Origin of the sequence: Leucobacter sp. M11 (genome assembly GCF_035726885.1) — a bacterium.
In the GTDB taxonomy this organism is placed as follows: Bacteria; Actinomycetota; Actinomycetes; order Actinomycetales; family Microbacteriaceae; genus JAPFRB01.
The window spans coordinates 458,482-460,094 of sequence record NZ_JAPFRB010000003.1 but is presented as its reverse complement, the minus strand read 5'-3'; the positions used below and the strand labels follow the sequence as shown (position 1 = coordinate 460,094).

1 protein-coding gene is annotated in these 1,613 nt (G+C 74.5%); it reads right to left on the bottom strand.

Annotated features, from left to right (window positions below):
- On the bottom strand, positions 1 to 1,613 hold a 1,613-nt coding region (locus OOT08_RS10525), incomplete at both ends, for a proline dehydrogenase family protein (protein ID WP_325092602.1).

The following is a 1,613-nucleotide window of genomic DNA, read 5'->3' as shown; positions in this document are numbered from 1 at the left end:
GTCGAATTCGGGCGCGTACTCGGCGGCACGGCGAAGCAGGCGGCGCGCCCACGCGCGGTTTTCCGGGAGCACCGGATCGGTGTCCGGCTCGTTCGCGAAGCCGGTCTCCGACACGACGGGGACCCGCAGGGGCACCCCCGCGGGCTCCAGCGTGACCTCGCCCTGGGATCCCCGGGTGAGCCCGAGCACGGCGGCGGTGAGCCCGCCCGTGTCGAAGCGCTGTTCCTCGGCGGGCGGGCGGTAGAAGAGCGCGCTATCGCGCTCCGAGGGGTCCCATTCCCGGGCGCGATTCTGGAGGCGGTGGCTCCCGCTGCCGAGCCCGGAGCTGGCCAGACGAAGCGCGGAGGCGAAGCGGGCCCGCTCGGTCTCGAACACGGCGGGATCCGCGGCAATGTCCGCGACCGCGGACAGGTAACTCTCGGGATTGGCCGTGTCCTCGACCCGGGCGAGCAGGTAGTCGATCGCGTGCTCGAAGTCCTTGGGTCGCACGACGGGGGTGTACACCCGGACCGCGGGGCACGTTTCGGCGACCGCCGCGGCCTGCGCGGGGCTCACCCCGAGCATCACCTCGATGTCGAAGCCGTCGAGCAGGGCGCGGCGGCTCGCCAGCTCCCGGGCGAAGGCGAGGTCGAAGAGGTTGTTGCTCGCGATGACCGGCCGCACCGCGGCGGCGTTCGCGGGGACGAGCGCCTCGTCAACGAGCCGCTGAAACTGCGCGTCGGTGTCCCGTTTACTGGGGAGGACGGGCACCGGCAAGCCCGTGAGGATCGACTCGACCGTTTCGGGGCCGACGAGGTCGCCCTTCACGAGCCGCACGTGCACGGGGGCGCGGCCCTCGGCCACCCGGTCCCGTGACCAGCGGGTGATCCGCGCGAGCACTGCCTGGCTCTCGGGCAGCGCGGCCTGCACCGTGAGGCCGAGGTCCGCGTCCGCGAGCTCCGGGTCCGCGAGGGCGAGCATCAGCACCGCCGGGGCCAGGCGGTGTTCTCGGTAGGGCCCGGCCTCGAGCGTGACCCGGGTGCCAGTCGCGATCGCGTCCAGCAACAGTGGGCGCAGGGCCGCGACGAGGCGGGGCGCGTCCGCGTCGATACCCCAGCCGGTGAGGTTGGGAACGAGGTCTCCGAGGCGCACGGACAGGTGACCCGCCTCGGGGCGACCGACGATGCGCCGCATCAGACTCAGCCGCCGCTCGGCGGACTCTGGCCCGAGCACGGGCTCGCCCAGCACGGTCAGGGTCTGGCCGGCTCCCGGCACCGCCGCCTGCGCGAGCGCCCGGCCGAGGGCATCCGGGCGGCGGGCCACGTCCACGGGGTCCGCGGGGATCGGCGCGGTCACGAGCAGGTGGCCGACGATGCGTCGCATGGTGCGCTTGGCGAGGGGGATCACGGCCCACGGCATCCCCAGGGAGGCGACCCCGCCCGCGCGCACGGCGAAGCGAAGCGGCTTGGGGAGGGCCCCGGGCGCGGCCTGCGCCACCGAGCGGAGGTTCACGGCCGCGACAAAGGCGTCGTCCGGTCGCGCGACCAGGTCGACGAAGTCGCGGGTGAAGTTCAGGCCGCCCTCGCCCCCGAGGACGCTGCCGAGCAGGGCATCCGGACCGGGAGCCGCGGCGT